The sequence below is a fragment of the Streptomyces sp. SLBN-31 genome (genome assembly GCF_006715395.1).
Lineage (GTDB): Bacteria > Actinomycetota > Actinomycetes > Streptomycetales > Streptomycetaceae > Streptomyces.
The window spans coordinates 2,580,928-2,606,478 of sequence record NZ_VFNC01000002.1 but is presented as its reverse complement, the minus strand read 5'-3'; the positions used below and the strand labels follow the sequence as shown (position 1 = coordinate 2,606,478).

Annotated in this window: 23 protein-coding genes and 1 riboswitch; of the genes, 16 read left to right on the top strand and 7 right to left on the bottom strand. The window is 69.8% G+C overall.

Annotation, left to right across the window (positions count from 1 at the left end):
- Nucleotides 1-127: 127 nt before the first annotated feature.
- Nucleotides 128-2,377, top strand: a complete 2,250-nt coding sequence (locus tag FBY22_RS31985) for a protein kinase domain-containing protein (protein ID WP_142151459.1) — start codon at nt 128-130, stop codon at nt 2,375-2,377.
- A 15-nt stretch (nt 2,378-2,392) separates the two neighbouring features.
- Here FBY22_RS31985 and nadA read toward each other — a convergent pair whose 3' ends face one another.
- The gene (gene nadA / locus FBY22_RS31980) at nt 2,393-3,577 is read right to left on the bottom strand and encodes a quinolinate synthase NadA (RefSeq protein WP_142151458.1); all 1,185 of its coding nucleotides are present in this window, start codon (nt 3,575-3,577) and stop codon (nt 2,393-2,395) included.
- A 296-nt stretch (nt 3,578-3,873) separates the two neighbouring features.
- Between nadA and FBY22_RS31970 the strand changes: the two genes are divergently transcribed.
- On the top strand, nt 3,874-4,230 hold the full coding sequence (locus FBY22_RS31970) for an iron-sulfur cluster assembly accessory protein (protein ID WP_007381494.1): 357 nt from the start codon (nt 3,874-3,876) through the stop codon (nt 4,228-4,230).
- A 117-nt stretch (nt 4,231-4,347) separates the two neighbouring features.
- Here FBY22_RS31970 and FBY22_RS31965 read toward each other — a convergent pair whose 3' ends face one another.
- Nucleotides 4,348-6,030 carry a hypothetical protein gene (locus FBY22_RS31965; RefSeq protein ID WP_260845218.1) on the bottom strand — a complete coding sequence of 561 codons (1,683 nt, stop codon included), beginning with the start codon at nt 6,028-6,030 and terminating at the stop codon, nt 4,348-4,350.
- A 183-nt stretch (nt 6,031-6,213) separates the two neighbouring features.
- On the bottom strand, nt 6,214-6,423 hold the full coding sequence (locus tag FBY22_RS31960; protein ID WP_142151456.1) for a hypothetical protein: 210 nt from the start codon (nt 6,421-6,423) through the stop codon (nt 6,214-6,216).
- 153 nt (nt 6,424-6,576) lie between these two features.
- Here FBY22_RS31960 and FBY22_RS31955 point away from each other — a divergent pair, with 153 nt between their 5' ends.
- The gene (locus FBY22_RS31955) at nt 6,577-7,551 is read left to right on the top strand and encodes a carbohydrate kinase family protein (protein ID WP_142151455.1); all 975 of its coding nucleotides are present in this window, start codon (nt 6,577-6,579) and stop codon (nt 7,549-7,551) included.
- On the opposite strand, the gene FBY22_RS31950 is transcribed toward FBY22_RS31955, so the two are convergent.
- Nucleotides 7,552-8,928: a cysteine desulfurase/sulfurtransferase TusA family protein gene (locus FBY22_RS31950; protein ID WP_142151454.1), complete on the bottom strand. Its 1,377-nt coding sequence runs from the start codon at nt 8,926-8,928 to the stop codon at nt 7,552-7,554.
- A 263-nt stretch (nt 8,929-9,191) separates the two neighbouring features.
- Here FBY22_RS31950 and coxB point away from each other — a divergent pair, with 263 nt between their 5' ends.
- The 4 genes from coxB to FBY22_RS31930 all read left to right on the top strand — a co-directional run bounded on the left by coxB (nt 9,192) and on the right by FBY22_RS31930 (nt 13,677).
- Nucleotides 9,192-10,154 carry a cytochrome c oxidase subunit II gene (gene coxB, locus FBY22_RS31945; protein ID WP_142151453.1) on the top strand — a complete coding sequence of 321 codons (963 nt, stop codon included), beginning with the start codon at nt 9,192-9,194 and terminating at the stop codon, nt 10,152-10,154.
- Nucleotides 10,151-11,887: a cytochrome c oxidase subunit I gene (ctaD, locus tag FBY22_RS31940; protein WP_142151452.1), complete on the top strand. Its 1,737-nt coding sequence runs from the start codon at nt 10,151-10,153 to the stop codon at nt 11,885-11,887. The genes coxB and ctaD overlap by 4 nt, the downstream gene beginning before the upstream one ends.
- Nucleotides 11,884-12,282, top strand: coding sequence for a cytochrome c oxidase subunit 4 (locus FBY22_RS31935; protein ID WP_142151451.1), 399 nt, complete (start codon nt 11,884-11,886; stop codon nt 12,280-12,282). The genes ctaD and FBY22_RS31935 overlap by 4 nt, the downstream gene beginning before the upstream one ends.
- Before the next feature lie 132 nt (nt 12,283-12,414).
- Nucleotides 12,415-13,677: an Ig-like domain-containing protein gene (locus FBY22_RS31930; RefSeq protein ID WP_142151450.1), complete on the top strand. Its 1,263-nt coding sequence runs from the start codon at nt 12,415-12,417 to the stop codon at nt 13,675-13,677.
- Between the two features lie 14 nt (nt 13,678-13,691).
- Here FBY22_RS31930 and FBY22_RS31925 read toward each other — a convergent pair whose 3' ends face one another.
- On the bottom strand, nt 13,692-14,096 hold the full coding sequence (locus FBY22_RS31925) for a hypothetical protein (protein WP_142151449.1): 405 nt from the start codon (nt 14,094-14,096) through the stop codon (nt 13,692-13,694).
- A 145-nt stretch (nt 14,097-14,241) separates the two neighbouring features.
- Here FBY22_RS31925 and FBY22_RS31920 point away from each other — a divergent pair, with 145 nt between their 5' ends.
- The 6 genes from FBY22_RS31920 to FBY22_RS31895 all read left to right on the top strand — a co-directional run bounded on the left by FBY22_RS31920 (nt 14,242) and on the right by FBY22_RS31895 (nt 21,329).
- Nucleotides 14,242-14,862 (top strand): heme-copper oxidase subunit III, encoded by a 621-nt coding sequence (locus FBY22_RS31920; protein ID WP_142151448.1) that lies wholly within the window; start codon nt 14,242-14,244, stop codon nt 14,860-14,862.
- Between the two features lie 79 nt (nt 14,863-14,941).
- Nucleotides 14,942-15,751, top strand: a complete 810-nt coding sequence (locus tag FBY22_RS31915; RefSeq protein ID WP_142151447.1) for a c-type cytochrome — start codon at nt 14,942-14,944, stop codon at nt 15,749-15,751.
- On the top strand, nt 15,748-16,803 hold the full coding sequence (locus tag FBY22_RS31910) for a ubiquinol-cytochrome c reductase iron-sulfur subunit (protein ID WP_142151446.1): 1,056 nt from the start codon (nt 15,748-15,750) through the stop codon (nt 16,801-16,803). Before FBY22_RS31915 ends, FBY22_RS31910 begins: the two co-directional genes overlap by 4 nt.
- Nucleotides 16,800-18,434, top strand: coding sequence for a cytochrome bc complex cytochrome b subunit (locus tag FBY22_RS31905; protein ID WP_142151445.1), 1,635 nt, complete (start codon nt 16,800-16,802; stop codon nt 18,432-18,434). Before FBY22_RS31910 ends, FBY22_RS31905 begins: the two co-directional genes overlap by 4 nt.
- 137 nt (nt 18,435-18,571) lie before the next feature.
- Entirely contained in the window at nt 18,572-19,636 is a 1,065-nt protein-coding gene (trpD, locus tag FBY22_RS31900) for an anthranilate phosphoribosyltransferase (RefSeq protein ID WP_142151444.1), read from the top strand.
- A gap of 77 nt (nt 19,637-19,713) precedes the next feature.
- A riboswitch (SAM riboswitch) is annotated at nt 19,714-19,830 on the top strand.
- 137 nt (nt 19,831-19,967) lie between these two features.
- On the top strand, nt 19,968-21,329 hold the full coding sequence (locus FBY22_RS31895; protein WP_142151443.1) for an aminotransferase class V-fold PLP-dependent enzyme: 1,362 nt from the start codon (nt 19,968-19,970) through the stop codon (nt 21,327-21,329).
- Nucleotides 21,330-21,353: 24 nt separating this feature from the next.
- Here the strand turns inward: FBY22_RS31895 and FBY22_RS31890 are convergent, their stop codons facing one another.
- Together FBY22_RS31890 and FBY22_RS31885 are read right to left on the bottom strand one after the other, a co-directional pair.
- Nucleotides 21,354-21,635: an Lrp/AsnC family transcriptional regulator gene (locus tag FBY22_RS31890; RefSeq protein WP_142151442.1), complete on the bottom strand. Its 282-nt coding sequence runs from the start codon at nt 21,633-21,635 to the stop codon at nt 21,354-21,356.
- Nucleotides 21,632-22,366 carry a rhomboid family intramembrane serine protease gene (locus tag FBY22_RS31885; RefSeq protein ID WP_142151441.1) on the bottom strand — a complete coding sequence of 245 codons (735 nt, stop codon included), beginning with the start codon at nt 22,364-22,366 and terminating at the stop codon, nt 21,632-21,634. The genes FBY22_RS31890 and FBY22_RS31885 overlap by 4 nt, the downstream gene beginning before the upstream one ends.
- Before the next feature lie 155 nt (nt 22,367-22,521).
- Here FBY22_RS31885 and FBY22_RS31880 point away from each other — a divergent pair, with 155 nt between their 5' ends.
- The 3 genes from FBY22_RS31880 (at nt 22,522) to FBY22_RS31870 (ending at nt 25,385) form a co-directional block, all read left to right on the top strand.
- Nucleotides 22,522-22,761, top strand: a complete 240-nt coding sequence (locus tag FBY22_RS31880; RefSeq protein ID WP_009309707.1) for a hypothetical protein — start codon at nt 22,522-22,524, stop codon at nt 22,759-22,761.
- A gap of 35 nt (nt 22,762-22,796) precedes the next feature.
- Entirely contained in the window at nt 22,797-24,140 is a 1,344-nt protein-coding gene (locus FBY22_RS31875) for an NYN domain-containing protein (RefSeq protein WP_142151440.1), read from the top strand.
- Nucleotides 24,141-24,350: 210 nt separating this feature from the next.
- Nucleotides 24,351-25,385 (top strand): NlpC/P60 family protein, encoded by a 1,035-nt coding sequence (locus FBY22_RS31870; RefSeq protein ID WP_142151439.1) that lies wholly within the window; start codon nt 24,351-24,353, stop codon nt 25,383-25,385.
- The last annotated feature ends 166 nt before the right edge of the window (nt 25,386-25,551 follow it).

The window sequence follows — 25,551 nt, the reverse complement described above, 5'->3', positions numbered from 1 at the left end:
GGGTCCAGGAGATGCCCGGCCTTCGCGTTTCGGACAAGGACGGCGGCAGGCCGGTGCCCCGGGGCGCCTCCGACCCTTTCCGTATCCTGTGACCTCGAACTGCTCTTCGGGGGAGAGGAACAGAGCGGTGGCACTGCGCGAGGGCGATCCCGGGGCGCTGGGTGAGTACCGGATCGTCGACCGGCTGGGGGCCGGTGGTATGGGCGTCGTCTACCGGGCCAGGTCCCGGTCCGGACGCGAGGTCGCCGTCAAGGTGGTGCACGCCCAGTACGCCGCGGACCCGGTGTTCCGTGCCCGCTTCCGGCAGGAGATCGCGGCCGTCCGCAAGGTCAGCGGAGCCTTCACCGCACCGGTCGTGGACGCGGACCCGGAGGCCGAACTGCCCTGGATGGCAACGCAGTACGTGCCCGGGCACTCGCTCGCCGACCACCTGCGGGCACACGGTCCGATGGCCGGCGCGCAGCTGCGGAACCTGGTCCTCGGACTGGTGGAGGCGCTGCGCGACATCCACCGCACCGGGGTCGTGCACCGCGATCTGAAACCGGCCAACGTTCTGATGGCCGAGGACGGCCCCCGGGTCATCGACTTCGGCATCTCGCGCGCGGCGGAGAACCAGACACTGACCGAGACCGGGCACATGATGGGCACCCCGCCCTTCATGTCCCCCGAACAGCTCTCGGACGCGCGCTCGGTGGGACCGGCATCGGACGTCTTCTCGCTCGGCTCCCTCGTGGTGTTCGCCGCCACCGGCCGCGGCCCCTTCGACACCGACAGCCCCTATCTGACGGCGTACCGCGTGATGAGCGAGGAGCCGGCGCTGGACGACGTATCCCCGCCGCTGCGCGAGGTCGTCTCCCGCTGTCTGGTCAAGGAGCCGGGCGACCGCCCCGGACTGGACGAGCTCTCCCACGCCTTCACCACCGCCCTGCCGGAGGTGGCGCCGGGCGAGATGCCCACGGTGCCCCATCGCAGGCCGGATCCGCAGCCGACGCTGCCGCCGGAAACCGGCTCCGCGCCTCCCGTCGAGGCGCAGGCCGCGCCGCGCTCGCGGAGTGCCGGCAACCGCCGGCTGCGGGTGCCGGTCGCGGTGGCCGGTGTACTGGCTGTCGCGCTCACCGCCTATCTGCTGGGACCGTTCAAGGGGGGCGGCGGCACGGTCCAGGAGGGTGCCTCGCCCAGTCCCTCCGCCACCCGCTGGGCCGCCTACCCGGCCGGCTGGCGGCCCTGGCGCACGACCGTGTACGCGGACGCCGCCCAGGGAGTGAAGAAGAGCCGAGCGCCGGAGATGAGCGGCTTCGGCTCCGGGCCGCATCCGACGTGTGTGCCTGGCGGTACGTCCTTCTACTGCGCGGGTCAGAACGCCCTGCCGGTCCGCCTGGACGCCGCGACCGGCCGCACCCTCTGGCGGGCCGCGGCCCGGCCCGGGAACACCCCGCTCGACCGCTACGGGGCCCGGGTCCTCGGCGTGCGCGACGGCGTGCTGCTCGTGCGGGAGACCATCGGGAACGCCGCCGGCGACGACGAGACGATCACCGTCGCCGCCCTCGCCGCGGACAGCGGCAGGCGGCTGTGGTCCAGGCAGGTGCCGAACCAGTCCGTCGACACGGCACTCGTCGGCGGCCTGGTCCTCGTCCCGGACGGCTCCGGCGTCACCGCCCGCTCCCCGCGGGACGGCGCCGCACGGTGGAGCATGCCGCTGCCCTCCGGCTACAACTGCACGTTCGTCCTCGACGGGGACCGGGCCTTCACGGACTGCGTCGACTACCACACCCCGTCCGGCGCCCAGCGGCGGCTGTTCGCCCTCGACCCCGCCGACGGCGGGCTACGACGGCTCGGTTCCGGACTCTCGGTCACCGCGGCCTACGCCGGGACGCTGGACGGACGCCCGGTGTTCGTCGAACGGCGCAGCTCCGATCCGAACACGGAGGACAACGCCTTCGTCCGGGTGGTGCTGATCGACCCCGCAGGAGGCCGGTCCCGTACCGTCGAACTGACCCAGCAGCAGGACGGGGACGTCGGTCTGGCGCAGGGGGTGCTGTGCTTCGTCACCTCCAACGGCCGGCTGGCGGCCGTCTCGCCGCTGACCGGCAAGCCCCTGTGGAGCACCGCGACGACGCTGGAGCAGCCGGGTCGGCCGACCTTCGACGGGCGCCGCAGCCTGTTCGTCGCCAGCGCCAGCGGACGGGTCGCCGCCCTGGACGCCCGCGCGGGGACGCTGCTGTGGGAGTCGTACCCGCGTGCGGGCCGAGTGAACAGCATGAGCGGCTTGCTCGCTGACCCGGTCCCGCACCGGGGCGCCCTGCTGGTGTCGACCCCCGACGGCACCCTCGTCACCCTCGACCCCGCGCACCCCGAGCGGAAGCCCGTCTCGGGGTGACACGGAAGGTGCTTTCTACGGCAGCGCCAGCATCCGCTCCAGCGCCAGCTTCGCGAACTTCTCGGTCTCCTTGTCGACCTCGATCCGGTTGACCAGCTTGCCCTCGGCCAGGGACTCCAGGGTCCAGACCAGGTGGGGGAGGTCGATGCGGTTCATGGTCGAGCAGAAGCAGACCGTCCTGTCGAGGAAGACGATCTCCTTGCCCTCGGGGGCGAAACGGTTCGCGAGGCGGCGGACCAGGTTCAGCTCCGTGCCGATGGCCCACTTGGAACCGGCCGGGGCGGCCTCCAGCGCCTTGATGATGTACTCCGTCGAACCGACGAAGTCGGCGGCGGCGACGACCTCGTGCCGGCACTCCGGGTGCACCAGGACGTTCACGCCCGGGATGCGCTCGCGCACGTCGTTCACCGAGTCCAGCGAGAACCGGCCGTGCACCGAGCAGTGCCCGCGCCACAGGATCATCTTCGCGGCGCGCAGCTCCTCGGCGGTCAGCCCGCCGTTCGGCTTGTGCGGGTTGTAGACGACGCAGTCGTCCAGGGACATGCCCATGTCCCGGACGGCGGTGTTGCGGCCCAGGTGCTGGTCGGGCAGGAACAGGACCTTCTCGCCCTGCTGGAAGGCCCACTCCAGGGCCCGCTGGGCGTTGGAGGAGGTGCAGATCGTGCCGCCGTGCCTGCCGGTGAACGCCTTGATGTCCGCGGAGGAGTTCATGTACGACACCGGTACGACCTGCTCGGCGACGCCGGCCTCGGTCAGCACGTCCCAGCACTCGGCGACCTGCTCGGCGGTCGCCATGTCGGCCATCGAGCAGCCGGCCGCGAGGTCGGGCAGGACCACCTTCTGGTCGTCGGAGGTCAGGATGTCGGCCGACTCGGCCATGAAGTGCACACCGCAGAAGACGATGTACTCGGCCTCCGGGCGGGCGGCCGCGTCCCGGGCCAGCTTGAAGGAGTCGCCCGTGACGTCCGCGAACTGGATGACCTCGTCGCGCTGGTAGTGGTGGCCGAGCACGAAGACCTTGTCGCCGAGCTTCTCCTTGGCCGCGCGGGCGCGCTCCACCAGGTCGGGGTCGGAGGGCGAGGGGAGGTCGCCGGGGCACTCGACGCCCCGCTCGCTCCTCGGGTCGGCCTCACGGCCGAGGAGCAGCAGGGCGAGCGGAGTCGGCTGTACGTCGAGCTCCGGGGTCTGGGCGGTGGTCACGACACGCACCCTTTCTGTTCTGCGGATGTTCTCTGCGGGAGTGCTTTTCGTCGAACTGACGCTATCTATCATAACCCGGTTCACGTCACTTTGACGATGGTCATTGCGTCGATGTGACATGAATCCCGGTGCCACAACGGCGCGGGGACTTCGGGTCGCTGTTCGCTTCCTCGCGGGTGTGCGAGCATGAAAGGACAGGGCGAAAACGAAGTAGTCGCTCGGCCCGGAATGAATCCGCGGCCCCGGCGGTTGACACCGTCGGCAAGCAGTCTCCGTACAACCCGGGAGAGATGTAGATGTCCGTATCGGACGAGACCGGCACCGTCACCGACGGCATCATCCTGTCCGACGCCGCCGCGGCGAAGGTCAAGGCCCTGCTCGACCAGGAAGGCCGTGACGACCTGGCCCTGCGCGTCGCCGTTCAGCCCGGTGGCTGCTCAGGCCTGCGTTACCAGCTGTTCTTCGACGAGCGGTCCCTCGACGGCGACGTCGTCAAGGACTTCGACGGCGTCAAGGTCGTCACCGACCGGATGAGCGCCCCGTACCTGGGCGGCGCGTCCATCGATTTCGTCGACACCATCGAGAAGCAGGGCTTCACGATCGACAACCCGAACGCGACGGGTTCCTGCGCCTGCGGCGACTCCTTCAGCTGAGCCGCCGCGCACGGCAGACGAACACCGCGAAGGCGGCGGCCCCCTCCGACCGGGCCGCCGCCTTCGCGCGTCCGCGCTCCCGCGGCGCTTTTCCGCTCCACCGCGCAGGGCTCCGCCCTACCGCACCCCGCCCGACGTCCGCGGCAGCCGCGCACCGGGCTTCGCCTGCGGGATCTCCTCGCCGTGCGAGCCCACGACCTTCCGGTCGCCCAGCGGCTCCTTGAGCTGCACCGTCCTCACCATCTCCTTGGCGATCAGGATGCAGACCCGGTTCTTGTACGGCGTCTCGGTCACCGTCACGGTCACCTTGTCGGAGCTCTCGCTCGCCGTCGCCGCGTAGTCGCCGCACACCCCGCCCATGAAGGACACGGTCAGCGCCGTGCCCTCGGCGATGTAGCCCTCGACCTTCACGTCCCGGGTTGCCGGAGCGGACGTCGAGGACGGGGTCGGCTGTCCGGAGGAGGCCCCCGAGCCCAGGTACTTCGGGTCGATCGCCGGATACGTCACCGTGAACGGGTCCTGCGCGCCCGCCGCCCGCACCTCGAACAGCCAGGACGGCACCAGCGCCGGCCGCCCGGCCACGGTGTGCGTGGCCAGCCCGAAGACCGCCTTCTCCACGGTGAGCGTGGGCTTCGCCGGCGTCGCCGTCGCGCCCGGCGACCCCTGCCCGCAGGGCGCCTCCAGCCGGTCCTTCAGCGGTACGGGACTGGCGCAGCCGCCGATGCCCATGCGGTGATCGGTGACGGGCGCCGAGTTCATCAGGTCCAGCGTCCGGCGCGCGCCCAGGACCGGGTACGTGTCCCCCTTCACCGGGGCCTTCAGCCGGCCACTGCCGCCGACCACCTCGCCCTGCGCGCTCACCGTCAGCGCGGTGGTCCAGCCGTAGGTGGGCAGTCCGCCGACCACCGGATCGGCGTTCACCATCCGCTGGGCGCCCATCACCTGGCTCGCGTCCACCTTCGCGTCGTCCTGACCCGCCGCCTTGAGAACCGGCGCCGCCGCCTTCTTGGCGGCCGCCTCGCTCACGGTGCCGACGGCCGGATTGGCCGGGTCCTTGTGGCACACGGTGACGTCGCGGCAGTCGTCGGTCCCGGCGGCGTACCGGTGGTAGGTCCACGTTCCGGGCGCCTGCTTGTCGACGACCAGGCCCGGCCCGGACGGGTCCTTGCCGGGCCCCACCCGCCAGGCCTGCCCCTGCGCCACCGGCGTCCCGTCGAGCCCGAGCGCCTTCGCCAGCTCGGCGACCTCGGCCTCGGTGACCTCGCCGCCCGCCCGGTACACGGGCGCCGAGCCCGGCCCGCCGGGCAGGCTGCCGACGACTTCGTACGTCGCCCCGTACGGGTTGGGCTCCCCGGGCGCGATCCCGTTCGAGCCGCTGTCGCCGTAGCCGTCGAGGGCGAGCGGCGGGGGAGTGGTGCCGTCCCCGGAGGCCCCGGAGCCCGCACGGCCACCGGATCCGCCGGCGGCCGACGCCGCGAGGTAGGCCCCGCCACCGCCGACCAGCAGCACGGCGGCGGCGACGGAGGCGACGAGCGCGGGGGAGCGGCGCCGGGACGGACGCGGGTGCTCGGCACCGGGATCGGGGGTGGCGTCCGGTACCACCTCATCGTCCGGCACCTCGTCGTCGCCCCCGTTGCCTCCCTCAGCCGCGCCGGCCTCGGTCTCCTCGGCGGCCTCCTGCTCCTCGGCCGCCTCGGTGGCGCCTTCCGCAGGCTCCGCCGCCCCCGTTTCCTCAGAAGCGGCGTCCGGAGTACCAGCGCCCTGCTCCTCGGCGTCCTTGTCGGGTCGCTCCCTAGTCACCGCATCGCTCCTTCACGTGCTGTCCCATAACCCTGACCCGACCCTGTCAAAACGGCCGGAGAAGGGTCGTATCGCGCATCCCCTCTACGGGGGACGGCGATGGGACGCACCGGGGGAGCGCACGGTTCCCTCGCGCGCGCCGATCCGGGCCACCGCGCCGGCATCCGGACCCGCCGCGCCGGCTCAGTCGCCGTAGTCGGACATCGCCTCCAGCAGCCTGGCCGACGTGGAGGGCACGGTGACACCGTGGATGCGGGAGGGGGAGACCGGAAGCGGAAGGGCCCGGTCGGGAGCGGCCCAGTGGGGGACCATCCGGGCGCAGTCGCCCCACAGCGACGCCATGTCGCCTTCGAGGTCGACCGGGGCCGGGGCGTGGACCTTGAGGTTCGTCATACCGGAACCGTAAGCACCGATCCGCCCGTCGAGAAAGATCTACTATCGGGTAGATTTGGCCACTTCGCAGCCGGATCCCGGCCCGCTGGAGAGCTCGGCTACGACCCGGTAGCGTGAAGCGTCAAATCGTCTCCCCACAGGAGAGTCAACGCCGTGCGCATCGCAGTCACCGGCTCCATCGCCACCGACCACCTCATGACCTTCCCCGGCCGCTTCGCCGACCAGTTCGTCGCGGACCAGCTGCACACGGTCTCGCTCTCCTTCCTGGTCGACAACCTGGACGTACGTCGGGGCGGCGTCGGCGCGAACATCGCCTTCGGCATGGGGCAGCTCGGCACGACCCCGATCCTGGTCGGCGCCGCCGGCTTCGACTTCGACGAGTACCGGGCCTGGCTGGACCGGCACGGCGTCGACACCGACTCGGTCCGCATCTCCGAGACCCTGCACACCGCCCGCTTCGTGTGCACCACGGACGCCGACCACAACCAGATCGGCTCCTTCTACACCGGCGCGATGAGCGAGGCCCGCCAGATCGAGCTGAAGACCGTCGCGGACCGCGTGGGCGGCCTCGACCTCGTGCTGATCGGCGCCGACGACCCCGAGGCGATGCTCCGCCACACCGAGGAGTGCCGCTCCCGGTCCATCCCCTTCGCAGCCGACTTCTCCCAGCAGATCGCCCGCATGAACGGCGACGAGATCCGGATACTGCTGGACGGCGCCACGTACCTCTTCTCCAACGAGTACGAGAAGGGGCTCATCGAGACCAAGACGGGCTGGTCCGACGCCGAGATCCTGGGCAAGGTCGGCCACCGCGTCACCACCCTCGGCGCGCGCGGCGTCCGTATCGAGCGGGCCGGCGAGGACCCGATCGAGGTCGGCTGCCCGGACGAGGAGCGCAAGGCCGACCCCACGGGCGTCGGCGACGCCTTCCGCGCCGGCTTCCTCTCCGGCCTCGCCTGGGGCGTCTCCCTGGAGCGCGCCGCCCAGGTCGGCTGCATGCTCGCCACCCTCGTCATCGAGACGGTCGGCACCCAGGAGTACCAGCTGCGCCGCGCCCACTTCATGGACCGCTTCACCAAGGCCTACGGCGACGACGCCGCCACCGAGGTCCGCAAGCACCTGGCCTGACTACGACACCCGGCGGACCACATAGGCGGCACCGTGGTCCGCCGGCTCCTCGCCGACATACTCCTGCCCGCGCATCTCGCACCACGCCGGGATGTCCAGCCGGGCCGCCTCGTCGTCGGCCAGGACCCGTACCGTGCCGCCGACCGGGACCTCGCCGATGACCTTGGCCAGCTCGATGACGGGCAGCGGGCACAGCTTGCCCAGGGCGTCCACGACCAGGGCGTCCCGGTGCCGCACGGTCGTGGGCGTCGGCGCCCCCAGCTTCTCCCGCACCGCCGCCACCGCCCGCGGCAGCACCTCCAGGAACCGCTCCACGTCCTCCGCCGCCGTCCCCGGCGGCAGGGAAACCCGCACATTCCCCTCACTCAGCACGCCCATCGCCTTCAGCACATGGCTGGGCGTCAGCGTGCTGCTCGTGCAGGACGATCCGGACGAGACGGAGAAACCCTCCCGGTCCAGCTCGTGCAGCAATGTCTCCCCGTCGACATAGAGACAGGAGAAGGTGACGATCCCCGGCAGGCGCCGTACGGCATCGCCCACCACCTCCACGTCCGGGACCCGTTCGGGCACCCGCACCCGGATCCGCTCCGTCAGCTCCCGCAGCCGTACCGCCTCCTGCGCCGCCTCGTCCCGCACCGCCCGCAGCGAGGCGGCCGCCGCCACGATCGCCGGAAGGTTCTCGAACCCGGCGGCCCGCCCGGACTCCCGCTCGTCGGCGGGCCCTTGAACGGCGAACCGCACCCCCTTGCGGACGGCCAGCAGTCCGACTCCGGCCGGCCCGCCCCATTTGTGGGCGCTCGCGGTCAGCAGCGACCAGTCGCCCTCGACGGCCCCCCACCCCAGCGACTGCGCCGCGTCCACCAGCAGTGGCACCCCGGCCGCCCGGCACGCCTCGGCCACCTCCGCCACCGGCTGCACGGTCCCCACCTCGTGGTTGGCCGACTGCAGACAGGCCAGCGCGGTGTCCGGCCGGAGCGCGGCGGGGTAGGCCGACGGATCCACCGCCCCCGCTCGGTCCACCGCCATGTGGGTGACAGTCCCGCCGCCGGCCTCGTGCGTGTCGGCGGCGTGGAGCACCGAGGAATGTTCGACGGCGGACACGATCAGGTGACGTCCGACCCGCCGCCGGCCCGCCAACGCGCCCGCGACGCCGGTGTGTACGGCCGCCGTACCGGAGGAGGTGAAGACCAGCTCGTCCGCCCGGCACCCCACGGCCTCGGCGGCGGCCTCCCGCGCCGCGTCCAGCAGCAGCCGCGCCCGGCGTCCTTCCCGGTAGAGCCGGGAGGGGTCGGCCCACCCCTCGTCGAGCGAGGCCAACAGCGCCTGACGGGCAACGGGATGGAGCGGAGCACTGGAAGCGGCGTCGAAGTAGGGCATACGCACACGCTAAGACGTCCCTCGGAGCAGCGTCCCAGGGGTGCGGGGAACTGCGCGACAAGCCACAATCCCACCCGCAGCCGCCAATCCAGCGAACCGCCCCGCCCACTAGGCACCCCTCCCCGCGAACCCCCGGAGAGCGTCGGCTAGGGTTTGGTCCGCATAAACATCCAAACCCCTGCCCGACGCAGGGCGGCGACCGACCACCGAAGAAGGCAGGCCGCAGCCAACACGCGCGGGCGAGACTCTCGGGAAGGCGCTACGTGAGTCCCAACGGCTCCGACCGCTCGCCGCGGCGCCCGATGCGGCGGAAGCTGCTGCAGGCAATGACCGCGGGCCTGGTCCTGGCGACCGCCACCGGTTGCACATACAAGGACTTCCCCCGCCTTGGTATGCCCACCCCGACCACCGAAGAGGCTCCGCGGATCCTCTCGCTGTGGCAGGGCTCCTGGGCTGCCGCGCTCGCCGTCGGCGTGCTGGTGTGGGGTCTGATCATCTGGAGCGCGATCTTCCACCGGCGCAGCCGGACCAAGGTCGAGGTTCCCCCGCAGACCCGGTACAACATGCCGATCGAGGCGCTGTACACGGTCGTCCCGCTCATCATCGTCTCGGTGCTCTTCTACTTCACGGCCCGTGACGAGTCGAAGCTCCTCAGCCTCACGGACAAGAAGCCCGACGTGACGGTCAACGTCGTCGGCTACCAGTGGAGCTGGGGCTTCAACTACATCACGCCCGTCAGCGGTGTCACCGGCGACGCGAAGACCGACAAGAACCTGGCCGCCATCCCGGACCGGTTCAAGAAGGAATTCCCGGCGAACGCGGGTGGCGTCTACGACGTCGGTACGCCCGCCACGCGGAACCCGCAGACCAACAACCCGGGTCCGACGCTGTGGCTGCCCAAGGGCAAGACGGTCCGCTTCGTCCTCACCTCGCGTGACGTCATCCACTCCTTCTGGGTGGTGCCGTTCCTGATGAAGATGGACGTCATCCCCGGCCACACCAACTCCTTCCAGGTGACCCCCAACAAGGAGGGCACCTTCCTGGGCAAGTGCGCCGAGCTGTGCGGCGTCGACCACTCCCGGATGCTGTTCAACGTGAAGGTCGTCTCCCCGGACCGCTACGAGCAGCACCTCAAGGAACTCGCCAAGAAGGGGCAGACCGGTTACGTTCCCGCCGGCATCGCGCAGACGAGCCACGAGAAGAACCGGGAGACGAACAACCTGTGAGCATCCTCAACGAACCCCAGGGTGCCGCGGCAGCAGGGTCCCACTACACGGACGAGCTGCCGGTCCGGCGCCAGAACCGCGGCGGTGTCGTGATCAAGTGGCTGACGACCACTGACCACAAGACGATCGGCACGCTGTACCTGGTCACGTCGTTCGCGTTCTTCCTGATCGGCGGTGTGATGGCGCTGCTGATGCGCGCCGAGCTCGCCCGTCCCGGTCTGCAGATCATGACGAACGAGCAGTTCAACCAGGCGTTCACGATGCACGGCACGATCATGCTGCTGATGTTCGCGACGCCGCTGTTCGCCGGTTTCACGAACTGGATCATGCCGCTGCAGATCGGCGCCCCGGACGTGGCCTTCCCCCGGCTGAACATGTTCGCCTACTGGCTGTACCTGTTCGGCTCGACGATCGCGGTGGGCGGCTTCCTGACCCCGCAGGGCGCGGCCGACTTCGGCTGGTTCGCCTACTCCCCGCTGTCGGACGCGGTCCGCTCCCCGGGTGTCGGCGCCGACATGTGGATCATGGGTCTGGCCTTCTCCGGCTTCGGCACCATCCTCGGCGCGGTCAACTTCATCACCACGATCATCTGCATGCGCGCGCCGGGCATGACGATGTTCCGTATGCCGATCTTCGTGTGGAACGTGCTGCTGACCGCGGTGCTGGTCCTGCTCGCCTTCCCCGTCCTTGCCGCCGCGCTGTTCGCGCTGGAGGCGGATCGGAAATTCGGGGCACACGTCTTCGACTCGGCCAACGGCGGAGCATTGCTCTGGCAGCACCTCTTCTGGTTCTTCGGCCATCCAGAGGTGTACATCATCGCGCTGCCGTTCTTCGGCATCATCTCCGAGGTCATCCCGGTCTTCTCCCGCAAGCCGATGTTCGGCTACATGGGCCTGATCGGCGCGACCATCGCGATCGCGGGTCTGTCCGTGACGGTGTGGGCGCACCACATGTACGTCACCGGCGGTGTGCTGCTGCCGTTCTTCTCCTTCATGACGTTCCTCATCGCGGTTCCGACCGGTGTGAAGTTCTTCAACTGGATCGGCACGATGTGGAAGGGGTCGCTGAGTTTCGAGACCCCGATGCTGTGGGCGACCGGCTTCCTCATCACCTTCACCTTCGGCGGACTGACCGGCGTCATCCTGGCGTCGCCGCCGATGGACTTCCACGTGTCCGACTCGTACTTCGTGGTGGCGCACTTCCACTACGTCGTCTTCGGCACCGTCGTCTTCGCCATGTTCTCCGGCTTCCACTTCTGGTGGCCGAAGATGACCGGCAAGATGCTCGACGAGCGCCTCGGCAAGATCACGTTCTGGACGCTGTTCATCGGCTTCCACACCACGTTCCTGGTGCAGCACTGGCTGGGCGCGGAGGGCATGCCCCGTCGTTACGCCGACTATCTGGCGGCCGACGGCTTCACGGCCCTGAACACGGTCTCGACGATCGGCTCGTTCCTGCTCGGCATGTCGATCCTGCCGTTCCTCTACAACGTGTGGAAGACCGCCAAGTACGGCAAGCCGGTCGGCGTCGACGACCCGTGGGGCTACGGCCGTTCGCTGGAGTGGGCGACCTCTTGCCCGCCCCCGCGGCACAACTTCCTCACGCTGCCGCGGATCCGCAGTGAATCCCCGGCGTTCGACCTTCACCACCCGGAGATCGCCGCTCTCGACCAGCTCGAGAACGCGCCTCACGGTGAGAAGGCTCTGGCTGGTGGCAAGGAGGCCGGCAAGTGAAGATCCAGGGCAAGATGTTCATGTGGCTGAGCGTCTTCCTGCTCGTCATGGCGGTCGTCTATGGCGTGTGGTCGAAGGAGCCGGCCGGCACCACGGCCCTTTTCCTGGCCTTCGGTCTGAGCATCATGGTCGGCTTCTACCTGGGCTTCACCGCCCGGCGGGTCGACGTGGGCGCGCAGGACAACAGGGATGCCGACGTCGCGGACGACGCCGGCGAGGTCGGGTTCTTCAGCCCGCACAGCTGGCAGCCGCTGGCTCTCGGCGTGGGCGGTGCGCTGGCCTTCCTGTCGGTCGCGATCGGCTGGTGGCTGCTGTACTTCTCGGCGCCGGTCATCCTGGTCGGCCTGTACGGCTGGGTCTTCGAGTACTACCGCGGTGAGAACCGCACCCAGTAGCACGCGAAGGACGCGTCAGGAGCCCGGACACTCCGTCAGGAGGGTCCGGGCTCCCTCGTTTGCAGCAGTACCGTTCCCCCGTACGCCTCATCCGGCGCGCCGTGCTCGACCCCGCTCCCTAGCGTCGAGGTCATGAACACATCTCCGCGCACCCGCACCGTCGTCAGCTGCACGCTGCTGGTGATCGCCCTCGGCGCGGGCGTCACCGCTTGCGGCAGCGGCGGCAACCCGCTGACCTCGAAGCCGTACGACGCGTCGGACCAGATCTCCTTCAACGGGCCCTCCGGCGACCGGAAGAAGGCCGACCCGGACAAGCCCCTGGAGGTCACCGCCCGGGACGGCGACGGCCGCATCACCGACGTCACCGCCGTGGACGCCACAGGGCGCTACGTGACGGGCGAACTCTCCGCCGACGGCACCCGGTGGCACAGCACCTCCCCGCTGGCCGCCAACGCCCACTACACGCTCCGCGTGAGCACCGAGGACGGCGACGGGGCGCCCGGCCGCAAGGTCCTGGCCTTCGACACCAGCAAGCCCACCACCAAGAAGCGGCTGACGGTCACCTTCGGCCCGGACTCGGGCACGTACGGGGTGGGCCAGCCCGTCACCGCCAAGCTGAGCAACCCGGTCGCGGACAAGGCGCAGCGGGCAGTCGTCGAACGGGCCCTCAGGGTCGACTCCGTGCCCGCCGTGCAGGGCGCCTGGCACTGGGTGGACGACAAGGAGCTCCACTACCGCCCCAAGGAGTACTGGCCCGCCCACGCGACCGTCTCGGTCCGCAGCGACCTCGACGGCGTCAAGATCGGCGACCGGCTGTGGGGCGCGAAGTCCAAGCCCCTGAAGCTCACCATCGGCGACCGCGTCATCGCCGTCACGGACGCCTCGTCGCACTCCCTGACGTTCTACAAGAACGACGAGGTGGTCAAGCAGATCCCGGTCACCACCGGCAAGCCCGGCTTCGACACCCGCAACGGCGTCAAGGTGGTACTGGAGAAGCAACAGTACGTACGTATGCGCGGTACCACCGTGGGCATCGCCGAGGGCTCGGCGGACTCGTACGACCTGCCCGTGTACTACGCCACCCGCGTCACCTGGAGCGGTGAGTACGTCCACGCCGCCCCCTGGTCGGTGGGCTCCCAGGGCTACGCGAACGTCTCCCACGGCTGCACCGGCATGAGCACCGACAACGCCGAGTGGTTCTTCGACCACGTCCGCCAGGGCGACGTCGTCAAGGTCGTCAACTCCCAGGGCAACACGATGGAGCCCTTCGGCAACGGCTTCGGCGACTGGAACCTGCCCTGGACGAACTGGCGCAAGGGCAGCGCGCTGGTCGCCGGGACACTGGACGGGCCGAGCCCGGCCGAGCGGGCCCGGCTGCGGCCGGAGAACGTCTGAGGAGGACGGGGTCCCTACGCGCTCTGCCGAAGGCTCCTGGCGCGCATCAGGGAGGCCAGGGCCGAGGCGAACTCCACGGGATCCACCGGCAGCGTCACCGCGGCGTCCGCACGGCTCCACGTGGCCAGCCAGGCGTCCTGCGGCCGGCCGATCAGCAGCAGCACCGGCGGGCAGTCGAAGACCTCGTCCTTGAGCTGCCGGCACAGGCCCATGCCGCCCATCGGCACGGCCTCGCCGTCCAGGACGCAGACGTCGATGCCGCCCTTGTCCAGCTCCTTGATGACGGCGGCCGGAGTCGCGCACTCCACGAACTCCACCACCGGGACGTCCGGCGCGGGCCTGCGCCCGGTCGCCAGCCGAACCTGCTCGCGAGTGTTGGAGTCGTCGCTGTAGACCAGCACGGTGGCGGTCGGCTGCATTGTTCCTCCGAGACGTCTGCGTCGTACGGAAAGGCCCGTTGCGGCGGATGTTACTCCGTTCAACACCACGTCAACACCGGTATCGAAGGGAGCAACACTCCGAACGGCACCCCCCGGAGTGAGGGCGGGATAAGCGACCGACATAATGTCGGTCGTGGCGACAGCAACGACAGTAGAAACCGGGCACGCGCACCCGTCGGTCAACCGGCCGAACCTCACCAGCGTCGGAACCATCATCTGGCTGAGTTCCGAGCTGATGTTCTTCGCGGCCCTCTTCGCGATGTACTTCACCCTTCGATCGGTGACCGGTCCGGATCACTGGAAGGAGATGGCGAGCCATCTCAACCTTCCGTTCTCCGCGACGAACACCACGATCCTGGTGCTCTCCTCACTCACCTGTCAGCTCGGCGTCTTCGCCGCCGAGCGCGGGGACGTGAAGAAGCTCCGGGGCTGGTTCATCATCACCTTCGTCATGGGTGCGATCTTCATCGGCGGTCAGATCTACGAGTACACGGAGCTGGTGAAGAAGGACGGGCTCTCCCTGTCCTCCGACCCGTACGGCTCGGTGTTCTACCTGACCACCGGCTTCCACGGCATGCACGTGACAGGCGGCCTCATCGCCTTCCTGTTCGTCCTCGGCCGCACCTACGCGGCCAAGAGGTTCACCCACGAGCAGGCGACCGCGGCCATCGTCGTGTCCTACTACTGGCACTTCGTCGATGTCGTGTGGATCGGCCTCTTCGCCACGATCTACCTGATCAAGTAGCGGGGCCCGTCCCGCGTGCGCCCGCGCGGCGCACAACCCAAAAGCATCGACGCAGAAGATCCTGACACCGGGGTAATCCGTGAAAAAGCTCTCCGCACGACGACGCCATCCGATGGCGGCGCTCGTCGTCCTACTCCTCGCGCTGGCATGCACCGGGGGGCTGTACGCCGTGTTCGCACCCGCGAGCAAGGCGCAGGCCGATGACACCGCCCAGTCCCTTGCCATCGACGAGGGCAAGAAGCTCTACTCCGTGGGCTGCGCAACCTGCCACGGAACCGGCGGTCAGGGCACCACCGACGGTCCGAGCCTGGTGGGTGTGGGCGCCGCGGCCGTCGACTTCCAGGTCGGCACCGGCCGTATGCCGGCCCAGCAGCCGGGCGCGCAGGTCCCGAAGAAGAAGGTCATCTACACGCAGGCCGAGATCGACCAGCTCGCCGCGTACATCTCCTCCCTGGGCGCCGGCCCGTCCGTCCCGACGAAGGCGCAGTACGGCCCCGACGGTGCCGACATCGCCAAGGGCGGCGAGCTGTTCCGCACCAACTGCGCGCAGTGCCACAACTTCACCGGCAAGGGCGGTGCGCTCACGCACGGCAAGTTCGCGCCGAACCTCGAGGGTGTCGCGCCGAAGCACATCTACGAGGCCATGCAGACCGGCCCGCAGAACATGCCGTCGTTCCCCGACACCACGCTGTCGGAGCAGAACAAGAAGGACATCATCGCGTACCTGAACGCGGTCAACGGAGACGACACCGAGAGCCCCGGCGGCCTTGAGCTGGGCGGTCTGGGCCCGGTCTCCGAGGGCCTGTTCGCCTGGATCTTCGGACTCGGCGCGCTGATCGCGGTCGCCGTCTGGGTCGCCGCTCGGACCGCAAAGGCCAAGAAGTCATGAGTAGCCAAGACATTCCAGAAGAGAACCTGCCCGCTGAGCAGGACGTGCACGGCGCCGTAGGGATCGCGGACGAGAAGGACCCGTTCGCCGACCCCGGTCTGCCGCCCCACGAGCACCGGATCCAGGACATCGACGAGCGGGCCGCCAGGCGGTCCGAGCGCACGGTGGCCATGCTGTTCACGGTCTCGATGCTGGCCACGATCGGCTTCATCGCCTCCTACGTGGCGATCCCGCACGACAAGGCCATCTACGTCTTCCCGATCGGCCACATCAACGCGCTGAACTTCGCGCTCGGCCTGACCCTCGGTCTGGCCCTGTTCGCGATCGGCGCGGGCGCGGTCCACTGGGCCCGCACCCTGATGTCCGACGTGGAGGTCGCGGACGAGCGGCACCCGATCGAGGCCTCGCCCGAGGTCAAGGCCAAGGTCATGGCCGACTTCAAGCAGGGCGCCAAGGAGTCCGCGCTCGGTCGCCGCAAGCTGATCCGCAACACGATGTTCGGCGCGCTGGCCCTGTTCCCGCTCTCCGGCGTCATGCTGCTGCGCGACCTCGGTCCGCTGCCGGGCACCAAGCTCCGCCACACGCTCTGGTCCAAGGGCAAGCTTCTCGTCAACATGAACACCAACGAGCCGCTGCGTCCCTCCGACGTCGCGGTCGGCTCGCTGACCTTCGCCAAGCCCGAGGGCCTGGAGGAGAAGGACGAGAACTTCCAGACCGAGATCGCCAAGGCGGCCCTGATGATCGTCCGGCTCCAGCCGGAGAACATCAAGGACAAGCAGGAGCTCGACTGGTCCTACCAGGGCATCGTCGCGTACTCGAAGATCTGCACCCACGTCGGTTGCCCGATCTCCCTGTACGAGCAGCAGACGCACCACGTGCTGTGCCCCTGCCACCAGTCCACCTTCGACCTCTCCGACGGTGCCCGGGTGATCTTCGGCCCCGCCGGTCACGCCCTGCCGCAGCTGCGCATCGGCGTGAACAGTGACGGTTACCTCGAAGCGCTCGGCGACTTCGAGGAGCCCGTCGGTCCTGCCTTCTGGGAGCGCGGATGAGCACCAACCACAACACCGAGGCCCGGCGCGGCAAAGCGCCGGCCGGCGAGCGCGTCGCCGACTGGGCCGACGGCCGGCTGGGGATCTACTCCCTCGCCAAGACCAACATGCGCAAGATCTTCCCCGACCACTGGTCGTTCATGTTGGGCGAAGTGTGCATGTACAGCTTCATCATCCTCATCCTCACGGGTGTGTACCTGACGCTGTTCTTCCACCCGTCGATGAACGAGGTGGAGTACCACGGCAGCTACATCCCGCTGCAGGGTCAGATGATGTCCGAGGCGTTTAACTCGACCCTGCACATCTCCTTCGACGTGCGCGGTGGTCTGCTGATCCGGCAGATCCACCACTGGGCCGCGCTGATCTTCCTCGCCGGCATGTTCGTGCACATGATGCGCGTGTTCTTCACCGGTGCGTTCCGCAAGCCGCGTGAGGTCAACTGGCTGTTCGGTTTCCTGCTGCTCGTCCTGGGCATGTTCACCGGCTTCACCGGTTACTCGCTCCCGGACGACCTGCTCTCCGGCACCGGTGTCCGCTTCATGGAGGGCGCGATCCTGTCCGTGCCGGTCGTCGGCACGTACCTGTCGATGTTCCTGTTCGGCGGCGAGTTCCCGGGCGGCGACTTCGTGGCCCGGTTCTACTCGGTCCACATCCTGCTGCTGCCGGGCCTCATGCTGGGCCTGATGGTGGGCCACCTGATCCTGGTCTTCTACCACAAGCACACGCAGTTCGCGGGTCCCGGAAAGACGAACAACAACGTCGTCGGCATGCCGCTGCTGCCGGTGTACATGGCGAAGGCCGGCGGCTTCTTCTTCCTGGTCTTCGGTGTCATCACGGCCATCGCGGCGATCGCCTCGATCAACCCGATCTGGGCCATGGGCCCCTACCGTCCGGACCAGGTGTCCACCGGCGCCCAGCCCGACTGGTACATGGGCTTCTCCGAGGGCCTGATCCGTACGATGCCGGGCTGGGAGATCAACCTCTGGGGCCACACGCTCGTCCTGGGCGTGTTCATCCCGCTGGTGATCTTCCCGCTCGTCCTGGTCGCGATCGCGGTCTACCCGTTCATCGAGTCCTGGGTCACCGGCGACAAGCGCGAGCACCACATCCTGGACCGTCCGCGCAACGCCCCGACGCGTACCGCGTTCGGTGCCGCGTGGATCTCCTGGTACTTCGTGCTGATGATCGGTGGCGGCAACGACCTGTGGGCCACGCACTTCCAGCTGTCGATCAACGCGATCACCTGGTTCGTGCGCGTCGGCTTCTTCGTCGTGCCGGTGCTCACCTTCGTCGCCACCAAGCGGATCTGCCTCGGCCTGCAGCGCCGGGACAAGGACAAGGTGCTGCACGGTCGCGAGTCCGGCATCATCAAGCGCCTGCCGCACGGTGAGTTCATCGAGGTGCACGAGCCGCTCAGCCAGGAGGCGCTGCACACCCTCACGGCGCACGACCAGTACAAGCCGCTCGAACTCGGCCCGACGGTCGACGAGAACGGCGTCGAGCGCAAGGTGAAGGGCTCCCACAAGCTGCGCGCCAAGCTCAGCGAGGCGTACTTCGGCGAGGAGTCCCAGATCCCGAAGCCGACCGTCGAGGAGTACAAGGAGATCACGAGCGGCCACGGCCACCACTGATCGCTGCGCTCGCCACGCGCACCAAGGGCCCCCGTCCGTTCTCCGGACGGGGGCCCTTCGCGATGCCCGTGCCTGGATAGGGTGGGCACACACTGCGTTACGCCCACGACACGTCTACGACCATCAGGAGCGGCCCCATGAGCGCTGTGACCCCCGCTGGAGGCGACACCGCGGCGGGCCGTTCCTGGCCCCTGCTGCTGAACGGCCTGCTGAGCGGCAAGGACCTGTCCACCGACGACACGGCCTGGGCGATGGACCTCATGATGCGCGGCGAGGCGACCGACGCCCAGATCGCCGGCTTCGTGGTGGCGATGCGGGCCAAGGGCGAGACGGTCGAGGAGATCAACGGCCTGGTCCGCACGATGTACGAGCACGCGAACGTCATCGAGGTGCCGGGCCCGACCGTGGACATCGTCGGCACCGGGGGCGACGGCGCGAAGACGGTGAACATCTCCACGATGTCGTCGATCGTCGTCGCGGGCACGGGTGCGCGGGTGGTCAAGCACGGCAACCGGGCCGCGTCCTCGGCGTCCGGGGCGTCCGACGTCCTGGAGAAGCTGGGCGTCAACCTGGAGCTGCCCGTGAAGCGGGTCCCCGAGGTGGCCCAGGAGGCCGGGATCACCTTCTGCTTCGCCATCAAGTTCCATCCGGCGCTGCGTCATGTGGGCGCCGCCCGAGGCCAGTTGGGCATCCGTACGGTCTTCAACGCGCTCGGCCCGCTGACCAACCCCGCCAAGGTGCGGGCGCAGGCGGTGGGTGTGGCCGATCCGCGCATGGCGCCGATCGTGGCCGGAGTCTTCGCCGAGCGCGGCAACTCCTCCCTGGTCTTCCGCGGCGACGACGGCCTCGACGAGCTGACGACGACGGCCACGTCGCGCGTCTGGATCGTCCGGGACGGCAAGGTCACCGAGGAGACCTTCGACCCCCGTGACGTCGGCCTGGACCTGGTGCCGGTGGAGGCGCTGCGGGGCGGGGACCCGTCGTACAACGCGGAGGTCGCCCGGCGGCTCCTGGACGGCGAGACGGGTCCCGTGCGGGACGCCGTCCTGCTGAACTCGGCGGCCGCCCTGGTGGCCCTGCAGCCGACGGAGGCCTCTCTGGCCGATCAGTTGGGGGCGGGCATGGCGAAGGCCGCCGAGTCCATCGACTCCGGTGCGGCCAAGCGGGCGCTGGAGCGCTGGGTGGCCGCCAGCAACGCGTAGGGCGTGTGCAGCGCGCGGTCCCGTCATCCGGACTCGGGTTGCGGGACCGCGATCACTTCACGTACGTTCCTGTACCAGGTCATGAGTGACAGTCATGAGGCCCCGGCCGACTGTCCGGCAACCCTCCGTCCGTGGCGGGGTGCCCCGGGTGAAGACCAGGCCGTAGGCAGCGAGGTCTGCGGCAAGCGCGGATCCCTCACGAACCGGGGATCCTGGTCGTCGAGGAGTCTTCCGTGAGCAAGCGAATGCGATAGGGCCGCAGAGCCCCCCTCCGCGCACCCCTCTTCTCTTTCCGGCCCGCACGCGCGTGCCCTTTCACGGGAGTTCCCCCATGTCTGTCTCCACCGCTGCCTCCACCCAGACCGTTTGTGCCCCTCTGCCCGTTCTGGGCGGGGATGTCACCGTCCCGCTCGTCACCGGTGGCGAGGTGACCTACGCGGCGCTCGACTGCGCGGCCAGCGCGCCCGCCCTGCAGCGCGTCTGGGACGACGTCGCGGCCTACGCCCCGTACTACGGCAGCGTCCACCGCGGTGCCGGCTACCTCTCCCAGCTGTCCACCGACCTCTTCGAGAACGCCCGCAGGACGGTCGCCGAGTTCCTCGACTGCCGTGCCGAGGACCAGCTGGTCTTCACCCGCTCGACGACGGACTCCCTCAACCTCCTCGCCCGCGCCCTGCCGGCCGGCTGCCAGGTCTTCGTCTTCGAGACCGAGCACCACGCGAGCCTGCTGCCCTGGCAGGACGCCCACGTCACCTACCTCGACGCCCCGCGCACCCCGGCACAGGCCGTGGAGACGCTGGAGCGCGCCCTCGCCGGGCGCGACCCCTACGGCCCGGCCCTGGTCTGCGTCACCGGCGCCTCGAACGTCACCGGCGAGCGGTGGCCGGTGCGTGAGCTGGCCGCGGCGGCCCACGCGCACGGCGCCCGCATCGTCCTGGACGCCGCCCAGCTCGCCCCGCACCACCCCGTCTCCGTCCGCGACCTGGACGTCGACTGGGTCGCCTTCTCCGGCCACAAGCTGTACGCCCCCTTCGGGGCCGGCGTGCTGGCCGGTCGCGCCGACTGGCTGCGCGAGGCCGACCCCTACCTCGCGGGCGGCGGCGCCAGCCGCAAGGTCACCCGCCGCGAGGACGGGGGAGTGGACGTGGAGTGGCACGAGAGCGCGGCCCGCCACGAGGCCGGCTCCCCGAACGTCATCGGCGCCTACGCCGTCGCGTCGGCCTGCAAGGCCCTCACGGAGGCCGGCTTCGACACCCTGGTGGCCCGCGAGCGGTACCTGATCGGCAAGGTACGGGCGGGGCTGGCCGAGGTCCCGCAGGTGAAGGTGCTGTCCCTCTTCGGCGACGACGCCGACCGGGTCGGCGTCATCTCCTTCGTCGTCGAGGGCTGGAACAGCTCCCACTTCGCCGCGGCCCTCTCCGCCGAGTACGGCATCGGCGTCCGCGACGGCCTCTTCTGCGCCCACCCCCTGGTCCGCACCCTGCTCGGCTCCGCACCCCAGACCCAGGGCGAGTGCGGCGCCCCTGAGGCCGCGCCCGGCGAGAAGTCCCTGAACGCGATCCGGGTCAGCTTCGGCGCGGGCACCCCGGACGAGCACGTCGAGCGCTTCGTCGGCGCCGTCAGGGAACTGGTGAGCGCCGGCGCGAAGTGGACGTACCGCACGCAGGACGGCCGCTGCGTGCCGGCGGTCTGACCGGACGGGGTCGGGAGGCGGCGGTCAGGAGTCGAGGCCGATCGCGAACGCCGCCTCCAGGTCGTGCTGGGAGTAGGTGCGGAACGCCACGTGCGTGTCCGTGGCCTCGACCCCGGGGATCTTGCTGATCGAACCCGGGATGACCTCCGCCAGGTCCTCGTGCTGCCGCACCCGGACCATCGCGATCAGGTCGTAGGTGCCGGTCACGGAGAAGACCTCGCTGACGGAGTCCAGCGCGGCGATCCGCTCCGCGATCTCGGGGATCCGGTCCACACTGGTCTTGATCAGGACGATCGCGGTGATCACGGCTGGTTCTCTCCCTCGGGTGCCGGAGCTGGGGCGGCCTTCACTTTAGTCGTACGGCGCAAACCCGCCCACGCGCAGACGAAGCCCAGTCCGAAGCCCACCAGGTGGGCCAGATAGGCCACTCCCGGCCCCTGCGGCGCCCGCCCCGCCGCCAGCCACTGCAGGCTCGCCCAGAACGGCAGCACGACCCACGCGGGGAAGCGCAGGGGGAGGAAGAAGAGGAACGGGAGCAGGCTTGTGACCCTGGCCCCGGGGAAGAGGTACAGAAAGGCGCCCAGGACCGCCGAGACCGCCCCGGACGCGCCGACCAGCGACTGCCCGGACGTGGAATTGGCCGCGGCGTACCCCAGCAGGGCCAGGTAGCCGCAGCCGACGTAGAAGACGGTGAACCGCACGCGGCCCATGCGTTCCTCGGTCATCACTCCGAAGACGAACAGGAAGAGCATGTTGCCCAGCAGGTGCACCCAGCTGCCGTGCACGAAGAGAGCCGTCGCGGGAGTCAGCGCGGCCCGCGGAGAGCCCGCGAAGAGCTCGGCGGGCACCACGCCCCAGCGGTGGAAGTAGGCGCGCTGCGCGGCGAGCAGCGCGTCGCCGGAGCCGTAGGCGGGATTCAGGCCCGCCGCCGGACCGGTCACGAAGACCAGGCAGCACAGCGCGATCAGCGCGTATGTCACGGGCGCCGAGGGACGCCGCATCGATCTGCCGAGGGTCGCGCTCCAGGTGCCGATCATGAACACAGAGCATGACGTAACCGGACGCAGCCGCACAGACCGCCTCGCCGCCGTGGACGGACCAGCGGCAGGTTGCCGCCAGGCCGTAGGGTTACGGCCACACGCTCCAGGGAAGCTGGCGCGTCACGGACACTAGAAGGAAGAGCACAGTCACGATGACGGTTCCCCTGCCGACCGCCACGACGCGGTGGCGCTGCACCCTCTGCGGCAACCTCACGCGTTTCGACGTGACCCGCTCGTCGAAGGTCGTCGAGTACGTCCACCTCGACCTCGCCGGTGAGCCGAAGGTCGAGGAGCGCGAGGTGGTCAGTGAGACCATCGAGTCGGTGCGCTGCCGCTGGTGCAACGCCGTGGATCAGGTGGAACTCGTGGACAGGCCGGGCGCCGACTCCTGACGGAGCGGCCCCGCACAGGTGATGGGGTGTGACGGATGGTGGAGACACAAGGCGGGGGGCCGGGCGACGGCGCCGCCGAGGTGCTCGACCGTCCGCTGCCCGACGGTGTGCGCCGCAGAGTCGTACAGATCGTCTCCGACGGGTTCGGCTCGCTGACCGTCGCGGAACTGCCCGCCCAGCTCAGGCAGTACGCCCGGTTCGCCCCGAACCGGCGGGCCAAGTTCGCGGGCAACGCCATGGCGGCCGCGCTGGAGACCGATCCGCTGTTCCGGCAGCGCATCGGGGAGAAGCTGAGAGAGGTCCAGCCGGAGCTCGCCGGCGCCCTCGACTCAGGCTCGCCGCCCCCGGCCGCGGATCCGCTCGACGTGGCGGCCGCGGCCTATGTTCTGCGCCCCACGGGCTGGGTGAAGCTGGTGACCGCGGCCGGCGAGGAGGCCCAGCGGGCCGACGCCGAGCGCGCCGACGAGGAGAGCCGGGCCGAGCTGGAGCGGCTGCGCGAGGAGCTCGCCGCCGCCCGCGACCAGACGCGCGCCGAGACCGAGCGGCTGCGCCTGGAGCTGGACTCCGCCAAGAAGGAAGCGGAATCGCTTCACCGCAAGCTGCGCGCCGCCCTCAGCGACGTCAAGCGCGGCGAGGCCGCCCTGCGCAAGGTCCAGAGCGAGATCGAGGCCGTGCGCGCCGAGGGGCAGGCGCAGGTGTCCCTCGCCGAGACCGAGAGCCGGCGGCTCAAGGCGCGGCTCGGGGAGGCGGAGGCGGCCCTGGAGGCCACGCGCAAAGCAGCGCGGGAGGGGCGCAGTGTCGGGGACATGCGCGTCCGTCTGCTTCTTGACACCGTTCTCGATGCGGCGCAGGGGCTCAGGCGCGAACTGGCCCTGCCTCCCGTGTCCGTGAGGCCCGCAGAAACCGTGGATGCGGTGGAACCGGGACGAATGACCCCGAAGGACATCGCCGCGCGCGCCCTGTCCGAGCACGATCCGGCCGTTCTCGACCAGCTGCTGGCCCTGCCGCAGGCGCACTTGGTGGTCGACGGCTACAACGTGACCAAGACCGGCTATCCCCAGATGCCGCTGGAGAAGCAGCGCCTGCGGCTGCTGGGGCAGCTCTCGCAGCTCGCCGCGCAGACCGGCGCCGAGGTGACCTGCGTCTTCGATGGGGCCGAGCTGGCCGCTCCCGTGCTGCTCGCGCCGCCGCGGGGCGTGCGGGTGCTGTTCTCCAAACCGGGCGTCACCGCCGACGAGTTGATCCGGCAGCTGGTGCGCGCCGAACCGCCGGGGCGGCCGGTCATCGTCGCCTCCACCGACCGGGAGGTCGCCGACGGGGTGGCCCGGGCGGGCGCCCGGCCGGTCGCGTCTGCCATGCTTCTGCGGCGGCTGTCCTGAAGGTCGAAGTTGCGGGCTCAATGACCGAATTGGCGGTATCGTCACGCAACGTAGTGTCAACCGCGCATCACTGCATGTGAGTTGTGTGTAAAGAATGCATGCCGTGACGAGATTTTGCTCCTGAGGATTTGAACTGATCACGAGTAGGTCACTAGGGTCTGGCCTCGAACCTCCGAGCGGGTGATCACTCAAAAGAAGGAGTTCACCTCCGTGGCGTCCCACCGTCGACCCAAGCAGCCGAGCCGAGCACGTGTGACCGTGCTCACTACCGCAGCCGCTGCAGCCGTAGCCTTCAGCGCCAACGCCGCCAGCGCGGCACCGAGCGAGAAGCCCTCCAAGGACGAGGTCAAGGCGAAGGTCGACAAGCTCTACGAGCAGGCCGAGCAGGCCACCGAGAAGCTGAACGGCGCCAAGGAGAAGCAGGAGAAGCTCCAGAAGGAGATCTCCACCATCCAGGACAACGTGGCACGCGGCCAGGAGGAGCTCAACGAGCTCCGCGACTCCATAGGCCTGGCGGCCGCCGCGCAGTACCGCACCGGCTCCATCGACTCCTCCGTCCAGCTGTTCCTGTCGTCGAACCCCGACGACTACCTGGACAAGGCGTCCACCATGGACCAGCTCAGCGCCCAGCAGGTCGAGGCGCTGAAGAAGATCCAGGAGAAGCAGCGCGAACTCGCGCAGCAGCGCTCCGAGGCCTCCGACAAGCTCAAGGACCTCGCCGCCACCCGTGCCGCGTTCGCCGCGCAGAAGAAGGACGTCCAGGGCAAGCTCGCCCAGGCGCAGAAGCTGCTCAACTCCCTGACCGCCGCCGAGCGCGCCGCCCTCGCCGCCGCGGACCAGCGGGCCAGCCGCAGCGCGAGCGAGCGGGTGGACCTCGGCGACACGACGGCCTCCTCCAGCCGGGCCCTCGCCGCCTTCCACGCCGCCCAGACCCAGATCGGCAAGCCGTACTCCTACGGCGCCACCGGTACCGCCGCCTACGACTGCTCGGGCCTGACCTCCTGGGCCTACGCCCAGGCCGGCGTCACCATCCCCCGCACGTCCCAGGAACAGGCGAACGCGGGCACGAGGATCTACAGCCAGAGCCAGCTCAAGGTCGGCGACCTCGTGATCTTCTACAGCGACCAGCACCACGTCGGCCTCTACGCCGGCAACGGCATGGTGCTGCACGCCCCGCGCACCGGCACCAACGTGCGCTACGAGTCGATCGGCAACATGCCCTTCCAGTTCGGCGTCCGGATCTGACGCCGGTACCCGGTCGCCCCGGTCACAACACGACCCCCGAACGGGCGAATTACGACAACTCGCGCTGACCCCACGCCCCGCTGATGACCTGCGTCTGAGGCGGGGCGTCACTGTGTGTGGCCGTGGAGGTCTTTGGCCGGGGCCCTTCCGCACGGCTACTGTCTGC

Bases quoted from the DNA above. Each gene is read 5' to 3' on its own strand.
- FBY22_RS31970 (WP_007381494.1), top strand. From the start codon at position 3,874: ATGTCCGTATCGGACGAGACCGGCACCGTCACCGACGGCATCATCCTG.
- FBY22_RS31960 (WP_142151456.1), bottom strand. From the start codon at position 6,423: ATGACGAACCTCAAGGTCCACGCCCCGGCCCCGGTCGACCTCGAAGGC.
- FBY22_RS31950 (WP_142151454.1), bottom strand. From the start codon at position 8,928: ATGCCCTACTTCGACGCCGCTTCCAGTGCTCCGCTCCATCCCGTTGCC.
- FBY22_RS31930 (WP_142151450.1), top strand. From the start codon at position 12,415: ATGAACACATCTCCGCGCACCCGCACCGTCGTCAGCTGCACGCTGCTG.
- FBY22_RS31925 (WP_142151449.1), bottom strand. From the start codon at position 14,096: ATGCAGCCGACCGCCACCGTGCTGGTCTACAGCGACGACTCCAACACT.
- FBY22_RS31920 (WP_142151448.1), top strand. From the start codon at position 14,242: ATGTCGGTCGTGGCGACAGCAACGACAGTAGAAACCGGGCACGCGCAC.
- FBY22_RS31910 (WP_142151446.1), top strand. From the start codon at position 15,748: ATGAGTAGCCAAGACATTCCAGAAGAGAACCTGCCCGCTGAGCAGGAC.
- FBY22_RS31905 (WP_142151445.1), top strand. From the start codon at position 16,800: ATGAGCACCAACCACAACACCGAGGCCCGGCGCGGCAAAGCGCCGGCC.
- trpD (WP_142151444.1), top strand. From the start codon at position 18,572: ATGAGCGCTGTGACCCCCGCTGGAGGCGACACCGCGGCGGGCCGTTCC.
- FBY22_RS31895 (WP_142151443.1), top strand. From the start codon at position 19,968: ATGTCTGTCTCCACCGCTGCCTCCACCCAGACCGTTTGTGCCCCTCTG.
- FBY22_RS31885 (WP_142151441.1), bottom strand. From the start codon at position 22,366: ATGATCGGCACCTGGAGCGCGACCCTCGGCAGATCGATGCGGCGTCCC.
- FBY22_RS31880 (WP_009309707.1), top strand. From the start codon at position 22,522: ATGACGGTTCCCCTGCCGACCGCCACGACGCGGTGGCGCTGCACCCTC.
- FBY22_RS31875 (WP_142151440.1), top strand. From the start codon at position 22,797: ATGGTGGAGACACAAGGCGGGGGGCCGGGCGACGGCGCCGCCGAGGTG.